The organism is Frateuria sp., assembly GCF_013362045.1.
Classification (GTDB): Bacteria; Pseudomonadota; Gammaproteobacteria; order Xanthomonadales; family Rhodanobacteraceae; genus Frateuria_A.
On the sequence record NZ_JABFWW010000129.1, the window covers coordinates 1 to 8323 of the forward strand.

An 8323-nucleotide genomic window follows, 5' to 3' on the forward strand; every position below is an offset into this window, starting at 1 on the left:
AGTGATGAGGTAATCGTTGCGCACGTCGATCACCTGCGGCGCGAGCAGCGGCGGATGCGTGCCTTCGCCGTGCGCGTCGGCCGGCAGTACCGCTTCGCCGACGCTGGCCGCCGTGCTGCTCCCGGCGGGCGCCTGGGCCAGCGCATTGGCGGGGTGTCCGCCGGCATCGACCGGCGGCGGGCCGGGCGGGCGCGTATCCAGCAGGCGCTCCTGGCAGGTACGGCAGGCGCGCGTGGGGTTGGCCACGTAGACTGCTTTGCCGTCGCGGTCGTCGATCTCCTGGATGAAGTACGGCGTCACCAGATAGCCGCCGTTGGCGAACACGGCGTAGCCGCGCGCCATGCCCATCGGCGAGACCGATGCGGTGCCCAGCGCCATCGACAGGTTGGCCGGCAGCGCATCGAGCGGGAAGCCGAAGCGTGTGATGTATTCGCGCGCATAACGCACGCCGATCGCATCGAGCAGGCGTACCGAAACCAGGTTCTTCGATTGCACCAGCGCCTCGCGCAGGCGCATCGGACCGTCGAACTTGCCGTCGTCGTTTTCCGGTGTCCACAGGCCGTTCGGCTTGGACGGATCGGGCAGGGCAAGTGGCGCGTCGTTGACGATCGAGGCCGCCGTGAAGCCCCGCTCGAACGCCGCCGAATAAAGATACGGCTTGAAGCTGGAGCCCGGCTGGCGCGCCGCCATCACCGCGCGGTTGAACTTGCTGCGCAGGAAGTTGAAGCCGCCGACCAGCGCCTGGATCGAGCCGTCCTCCGGGTTGACCGAAACCAGCGCGCCCTGCACCTTGGGCAGCTGGGCCAGTTCCCAGTCGCCCTTCTCGTTGCGCCCCACGCGCACGATGTCGCCGCGCTTGAGCACGGAGTCGACGCTCTTGGGCTCCGGCCCGATGTGGTTCTCGTCGCGATAGGGATGTGCCCAGGCAACCGCGGCCAAGTCCAGCGTGACGGTCTGCCGGCTGGCCAGGTACAGCGTCGCTTCGGTCGCGCCGGCGGCGGTGACGATTGCCGGTTGCATGCCGGCAATGTCGGTATCGCCGGCAAGCAGGCGGTCGAGGTCCTCGCTGGCAGCGTCGGCGGGCAGGTCCCGATGCGCCTCGGGACCGCGCCAGCCGTGGCGGCGATCGTAGGCCGTCAGCCCGTTGCGCATCGCCTCCACCGCGGCCAGCTGGCGGCCGCTCTGCACGGTGGTGCGCACCACGTAGCCCTCGGTCAGGGCGTCGTTGCCCAGTCGTTCGAGCGCCTGCAGGCGCACCATCTCGGCGAGGTAGGGCGCATCCACCTCGATCGGCTGCTCGTGGGCGTAGGCATTGTTCGGCTCGTCGACCGCCTGCTCGTACTCGGCCTTGCTGATGTAGCGATGCTCCAGCATCTGCCCCAGCACCCAGTTGCGCCGCGCGAGCATGCGCTTGGGACTGTTGATCGGATTGACCACCGACGGCAGCTGGAAGGTCGAGGCGATGGTGGCGCACTGGGCGATGCTGAGCTGGTCCAGCGTCTTGCCGTAGTAGTACTCGGCCGCCGCGGCCACGCCATACGAGCGATGACCCAGGAACATCTTGTTGAGGTAGAGCTCCAGGATCTGGTCCTTGGTCAGCTCGTTCTCCATGCGCAGCGCGATGAAGATCTCGGTCAGCTTGCGCGAATAGAGCTTCTCGGGGCTAAGGAAGAAGTTGCGCGCCACCTGCTGGGTGATGGTCGAGCCGCCCGGGCCCTTGTCGCCGCCGGAGATGACCACGTGCCAGCCGGCGCGTGCGATGCCATGCCAATCCACGCCGGGATGGCTGTAGAACTCCGCGTCCTCGGCCGAGAGCACGGCGTGCTTGAGCTTGTCCGGCACGTTGGCGATGGCCACCGGGATGCGTCGCGTCTCGCCGAAAGTGGCGATCAGCTTGCCGTCGGCGCTCAGCACGCGCAGCGGCACCTGCATGTGGTAGTCCTTGAGTACCGCCACCGAGGGCAGGCGGGGGGCGATCAGCCAATAGGCGACGCCGACGGCGGCGAGGGCCAGGAGCAGGCCACAGAAGGCCAGGACCAGGGCCCAGCGCAGCAAACGCTTAAAAATTCGCATGGTTTGGAAGAGCGAGACTCAAGTCAAAACACGATCGAGTATAGATGCTGCAGTATCGACCGCCCGGCGAACCTTAGGCTGGGTCGCGAAATCCGGCGGCCGCTTCCGGCGTTAATCAAATGTGCAGGCCATCACGCCATTTTGTCGAGAAAGTTCGCGTAGGCCGTTGCCATTGCGTTAATTTTTGGATCTAATGCCTTCGCGCATCCGCCGGTTTCCGGCCCGGGCGACAGGGGCAAGGGGGAAAAACGTGGGTCTCTTTACACCCAAGAAGCCGCCGCTGATCGGCGTCGACGTCAGTTCGACGGCGGTCAAGTTGCTGCAGCTGAGCCAGGCCGGCGGCCGCTATCGCGTTGAACACTACGCGGTCGAGCCGCTACCCCCCAATGCGGTGGTCGAGAAGAACATCGTCGAGGTCGAAGCGGTGGGCGAGGCGATCCGGCGCGCGCTGGCGCGGTCGGGCTCCAAGCTCAAGCACGCCGCCGCGGCGGTCGCAGGTTCCGCGGTGATCACCCGCATCGTGCCGATGTCGGCCGACCTTTCCGAGGAAGACCTCGAGGGCCAGATCCAGGTCGAGGCCAACCAGTACATCCCTTATCCCATCGACGAGGTCAGCCTCGACTTCGAGGTGCTGGGGCCGGTGCGCGACAACCCGGACATGAACAACGTGCTGCTGGCCGCCTCGCGCACCGAGAACGTGGACATGCGCGTCGCCGCGCTGGACCTGGGCGGCCTGGCGGCCCGGGTAGTCGACGTCGAGGCGTTCGCGATGGAGAACGCCTTCGCGATGCTGGTCGACCAGCTCAACGTCGGCCGCGACGCGCTGGTCGCCGTGGTCGACATCGGCGCCACCATGACCACGCTGTCGGTGCTGCGCCACCAGCGCACCATCTATTCGCGCGAGCAGGTGTTCGGCGGCAAGCAGCTCACCGACGAGATCATGCGCCGCTATGGGCTGTCCTACGAGGAAGCCGGGCGCGCCAAGCGCAAGGGCGGCCTGCCCGAATCCTACGAGGCCGAGGCGCTGGAGCCGTTCAAGGAGGCGCTGATCCAGCAGATCAGCCGCCTGCTGCAGTTCTTCTTCGCCGGCAGCGAATACAGCAAGGTCGACCAGGTGGTGCTGGCCGGCGGTTGCGCCTCGATCGAAGGGCTGTGCCCGATGCTGGAGGAACAGCTGGGCGTGCCCTGCATGGTGGCCAACCCGCTGGCGCGCATGTCGCTGGCGCCCAAGGTGCAGGCGCAGTCGCTGGCGCAGGATGCCCCGGCCCTGATGATCGCCGTCGGCCTGGCGCTCAGGAGTTTCGACTGATGGCACACATCAACCTGCTTCCCTGGCGCGCCGAACGGCGCAAGCTGCGTGAACGGGAGTTCTTCATGCAGCTGGGTGCGGCCTTCGTGGCGGCTCTGCTGGTGCTGTTCATGTGGGCCATCTGGATGAGCCTGCGCATCGACAACCAGAACGAGCGCAACACCTATCTGCAAGGCGAGATCAAGCAGCTGGACGAGCGCATCGCCAAGATCAAGGATCTGGAGAAGGTCCGCCAGCGCCTGCTCGCCCGCAAGCAGATCATCGAGCAGCTGCAGGCCAACCGTTCGCAGATGGTCCACTTGTTCGACGAGCTGGTGAAGACCATCCCCGCGAGCGTGCGGCTGACCAGCATGAACCAGAACGGTGGTGCCATGGTGCTGCATGGCGTGGCCCAGTCCAACGCCAGCGTGGCCGAGTACATGCGCAACCTCGATGCCTCTCCGTGGATGGGCGGCGCCGATCTGGAGAAGACCCAGATCACCTATCGCGCCGGGCGCATGCCCTATACGTTCGGCCTGAACGTGAAGCTCAGCGAGCCCAGCACCGAGGAGACCGGCAAGACGCCGGTGTTGCTGCAGGGTAACCCTGCACCCGCGGCGCCGGCGTCCACGGCTCCGGCATCCACGGCTGCGGCCGTCAGCGGGGGAGCTCGCAAATGAAGTTCTTCGACGAACTGCGCAACCTCGACCGCAACAACATCGGCGGCTGGTCGAAGTCGATCAAGATCTTCTTCACCGCGCTGGTGTTCCTGGCGGTGATGGGCCTGGGCTGGTACCTGCACGTCAGCGACCAGCAGGACTCGCTGGAACAACTGGCCGGCAAGGAGGAGTCGCTCAAGCAGGAGTTCTCCCAGAAGCAGGCCAAGTCGGTCAACCTCGAGGCGCTGCAGCAGCAATTGGACGAGATGCAGGACATGCTGCGCCAGCTGCTGCGCCAACTGCCCAGCAAGACCGAGATGCCCGAGCTGCTGGTGGACATCTCCCAGACCGCGCTGTCGTCGGGCCTGGAGATCCAGAGTTTCGATCCGGGCGGAGAACAACCCAAGGAGTTCTACGCCGAGAAGCCGATCAGCCTGAAGATGGTCGGCACCTACCACCAGTTCGGCAACTTCATCAGCGGTGTCGCCTCGCTGCCCCGTGTGGTGATCCTCACCATGCACGACGTCTCGCTGTCGACGCAGCTGCCGATCGGTGCCAACGGAGAGCCGCCGCCCGGCGGGCTCCTGGTGCTGCAGGGCACGGTCAAGACCTACCGCTACCTGGAAGACGAGGAAAGCGGCGAGAACAAGGCCGCAGCCAAGCCGAGGGGGCGCAAATGAGCAGGTTCGCTGTCATCAGGCCCGGGCACGCGGCGCGGCTGCTGTTGATGCTCGCTGTCCTGCTCCTGCTGGCCGGCTGTACCCGCGGCATGTCGGACCTGCGCGACTGGGTGGCGCAGGAAAAGAGCAAGAAAGGCGCGCCGATTCCGCCGCTGCCGGTCATCAAGACTTTCGAGACGTTCCAGTACTCCGACGACGGCAAGCGCGACCCCTTCAGCGCGAGCACGGCCGAACTGCAGCCGTCCGCAGCCGCCAGCGGTGGCCCGCGCCCGGACCAGGATCGGCCCAAGCAGCCGCTGGAGATGTTCGCTCTGGACAGCCTCAAGATGGTCGGCACGGTCGGCCTCGGCGCAGGCATGGAAGCGCTGGTGAAGGACCCCGGTGGCGTGATCCACCGTATCCACCGCAATGAATACATGGGGCAGAACTACGGCCGGGTCACCGCCATCGCGGAAGACCACGTCGACCTGGTCGAACTGGTTTCCAATGGCAATGGCGGCTGGATGGAACGGTCGGCCAGCATGGGGCTCGGCGAGAAATGAACACAGGGGCTGACGCAATGAGCAACCACATCCAACCTGTCCGGGGCCGAGCCATGCGCCATGCACGCCGATGCCTGATGACGGGCCTGCTGATCGCCGCCGCCGCATGGGCCGGTGACGCCCTGGCTGCCGTCAACACGCTCAAGGGGATCAGCTACGACACGCTGCCGGGCGGCGCCGTCGAGCTGCATTTGAATTTCGCCGGCGGCCCGCCGCCGCAGCCGCGCATCTTCACCACCGGCAACCCGCCGCGCATCGCGGTGGATTTCGCCGACACCGACAACAGCGCGCCGCGCCACCTCGACATCGGCAAGGGCTCCACCTCGGGCGTCTCGGCCGTGGCCGCCGGCGGTCGAACCCGGGTGGTGGTCGAGCTCATGCGCGAGGCGTCCTACCGCACCCGCGTGGACGGCAACGACCTGGTGCTGACCGTCAACAACGGTAGCGAGGCGCAGACCACCACGACGGCGTCGACGATCGACCCGACCAAGGCGCTGCCTTCGGCCATGAACGGGCCGTCGGTGTCCGGCATCGACTTCCGCCGCGGCCCGAAGGGCGAAGGCCGCGTGCTGGTGAGCTTCAGCGGTGCGGGCGCCAATGCCGACATGCATCGCGAGGGCGACAAGCTGATCGTCAAGCTCAGCCACGTGACCCTGCCGGCGGCCCAGGCGCAGCGCCTGGACGTGCTGGACTTCGCCACGCCGGTGCAGTCGATCAGCACCCATGCAGGCATGGGCGGCGGCGCGACCATGGAAATCGCCTTCAAGGGCAGCGTGGAGACCTCCTCCTACCAGACCACCGACCAGTACGTGGTCGAGGTCGCGCCCAAGAAGGCTGCCGCAACCACTGACGGGGCCCTGGCCAAGGGCGAGCCGCCGGTGTACAGCGGCAACCGCGTCACCTTCAACTTCCAGGACATCCCGGTTCGCTCGGTGCTGCAGCTGTTGGCCGAGTATTCGGGCCAGAACCTGGTCGCCTCCGACAGCGTGCAGGGCAACATCACCCTGCGCCTGTCCAACGTGCCCTGGGACCAGGTACTGGACGTGATCCTGCGCGCCAAGGGTCTGGACAAGCGCCGCGACGGCAACGTCATCTGGATCGCGCCGCAGCAGGAGCTGGCTGCGTACGAGCAGAACGTGGCCCAGGCGCGCCTGAAGGCCGAGGACACCGCGCAGCTGGTCACCGACTACATACCGATCAGCTACGGCAAGGCGTCCGAGATCGCCCAGCTGCTGACCAGCGGCAGCAAGAGCGGTGGCGGCGGAGCCGGCGGCGGTGGCACCCGTGGCTTCCTGTCGCCGCGCGGCAGCGTGTCCTTCGACGAGCGCACCAACACCCTGCTGCTCAACGAGACGCCCGACAAGATCCGCGAACTGCGCCAGCTGATCAGCGTGCTGGACCGTCCGGTGCAGCAGGTGTTGATCGAGTCGCGCATCGTGGTGGCAACCGACGACTTCACCCGCGAGCTGGGCGTGAAGTGGGGCGTGCAGGCTCTGCACACGACCAGTGGCGGGCATGTGATCGCCACCAGTCCGCAGGGCGGCGCCAACGGTGCGGCCAGCCTGGCCATCGAGCGCGGGAACAATAACGCCGGCGGGAGCGGCGCCTCCGGCGTGACCACGTACCAGACCGGTACCGGCGGCTTCAACGTCAACCTGCCGGTCAGCGGCCCGAGCGGCAGCTTCGGCCTGGCCATCCTCGGCGCCAACTACCTGGTCGACCTGGAGCTGTCCGCGGCGCAGACCGAAGGCCGCGGCGAGGTGATCTCCAGCCCCCGCGTGATCACGGCCAACCAGCAGGAGGCGGTGATCCGCCAGGGCCAGCAGATCGGCTACGTGACCTATCAGAACAGCGCCACCGGCGCGGCCGGCAGCGGCACCGCCACGGTGCAGTTCAAGGATGCCGTGCTGGAGCTGCGCGTGACCCCGACCATCACCGCCGACAGCCGCGTGTACCTGAAGATCAACGTCAAGAAGGACGCGCTGGCCAAGTTCATCGACGCGCCCGGCAGCGGCCAGGTGCCACAGATCGACACCCGCGAGATCAACACTTCGGTGCTGGTGGACAACGGCCAGACCGTGGTGCTGGGCGGCATCTACGAGATCACCAAGGCCAATACCACGACCAAGGTGCCGGGCCTGGGCGACATTCCGGGGTTGGGAGTGCTGTTCCGCTCGACCGCGCGCAACAACAGCAAGGCGGAGCTGCTGATCTTCGTGACGCCGCGCATTTTGAGCGAAACGCTGCAGTAACCCCTTCGCGGCAACGCAAAAAGGGCGGCCTCGGCCGCCCTTTCTGTTTTGTGCTCCGGAATCCTGCCGGCGGCGTGCAATTCGGCACACGTGATCCTTCCGGCCGCGCCCGTAAACTTCCGGCCGTTGCCGCGGTCATTACCGCGTTACCCTCTACGGACCGCCGATGGACATTCCGCAAACCGCGTCGCCTCACCGCCTACAGCAGGCCTTCGCACACCTGCGCGAGGAATTGCAGCGCGACGTGATCGGCCAGCCGCGCCTGATCGAATGCCTGCTGGTCGCCCTGCTGGCCGACGGCCACCTGCTGGTCGAAGGGGCGCCGGGGCTGGCCAAGACCACCGCGGTCAAGGCACTGGCCGCGCGCATCGAGGCGGACTTCCATCGCGTGCAGTTCACCCCGGACCTGCTGCCGGCCGACCTTACCGGCACCGACGTGTTCCGTCCGCAGGCGGGCAGTTTCGAATTCGAACGCGGCCCGCTGTTCCACAACATCGTGCTGGCCGACGAGATCAACCGCGCGCCGGCCAAGGTGCAGTCGGCGCTGCTCGAAGCCATGGCCGAACGGCAGATCACCGTCGGCCGCAGCACCTGGCATCTGCCGGACCTGTTCCTGGTGATGGCCACGCAGAACCCGATCGAGCAGGAGGGCACTTTCGCGCTGCCCGAGGCGCAGCTCGACCGCTTCGTGATGCACGTGACCATCGGCTATCCGGACGCCGCATCGGAGCTTGCCATCCTCAAGCTCGCCCGCGAGCAGGCGCGCCGCGCACTGCATCCGGCGGCGCCGCCGCGCGCAGTGCTCAGCCAGGCCGACGTATTCGCCGCG

Annotated in this window: 7 protein-coding genes; 6 read left to right on the forward strand and 1 reads right to left on the reverse strand. The window is 67.0% G+C overall.

The genetic code is table 11. The features are described 5' to 3' along the window. On the reverse strand, nt 1–2055 hold a 2055-nt coding region (locus HOQ08_RS05935; RefSeq protein ID WP_291192454.1), incomplete at its 3' end, for a transglycosylase domain-containing protein. A gap of 268 nt (nt 2056–2323) precedes the next feature. On the opposite strand from HOQ08_RS05935, the gene HOQ08_RS05940 reads away from it, so the two are divergent. The 6 genes from HOQ08_RS05940 to HOQ08_RS05965 form a co-directional block, all read left to right on the forward strand. Further along, nucleotides 2324–3382: a pilus assembly protein PilM gene (locus HOQ08_RS05940; protein ID WP_291192455.1), complete on the forward strand. Its 1059-nt coding sequence runs from the start codon at nt 2324–2326 to the stop codon at nt 3380–3382. After that, nucleotides 3382–4041 carry a PilN domain-containing protein gene (locus HOQ08_RS05945; protein WP_291192456.1) on the forward strand — a complete coding sequence of 220 codons (660 nt, stop codon included), beginning with the start codon at nt 3382–3384 and terminating at the stop codon, nt 4039–4041. Before HOQ08_RS05940 ends, HOQ08_RS05945 begins: the two co-directional genes overlap by 1 nt. Then, a complete protein-coding gene (pilO, locus tag HOQ08_RS05950) occupies nt 4038–4700 on the forward strand; it encodes a type 4a pilus biogenesis protein PilO (protein ID WP_291192457.1) in 663 nt (220 codons plus the stop codon). Before HOQ08_RS05945 ends, pilO begins: the two co-directional genes overlap by 4 nt. Further along, nucleotides 4697–5242, forward strand: a complete 546-nt coding sequence (locus tag HOQ08_RS05955) for a pilus assembly protein PilP (protein WP_291192458.1) — start codon at nt 4697–4699, stop codon at nt 5240–5242. Before pilO ends, HOQ08_RS05955 begins: the two co-directional genes overlap by 4 nt. Nucleotides 5243–5295: 53 nt before the next feature. Further along, entirely contained in the window at nt 5296–7494 is a 2199-nt protein-coding gene (locus HOQ08_RS05960; protein ID WP_291192459.1) for a type IV pilus secretin PilQ, read from the forward strand. Nucleotides 7495–7660: 166 nt separating this feature from the next. Next, on the forward strand, nt 7661–8323 hold a 663-nt coding region (locus HOQ08_RS05965; RefSeq protein ID WP_291192460.1), incomplete at its 3' end, for an AAA family ATPase.

Bases quoted from the DNA above. Each gene is read 5' to 3' on its own strand.
- HOQ08_RS05945 (WP_291192456.1), top strand. From the start codon at position 3,382: ATGGCACACATCAACCTGCTTCCCTGGCGCGCCGAACGGCGCAAGCTG.
- pilO (WP_291192457.1), top strand. From the start codon at position 4,038: ATGAAGTTCTTCGACGAACTGCGCAACCTCGACCGCAACAACATCGGC.
- HOQ08_RS05955 (WP_291192458.1), top strand. From the start codon at position 4,697: ATGAGCAGGTTCGCTGTCATCAGGCCCGGGCACGCGGCGCGGCTGCTG.
- HOQ08_RS05960 (WP_291192459.1), top strand. From the start codon at position 5,296: ATGCGCCATGCACGCCGATGCCTGATGACGGGCCTGCTGATCGCCGCC.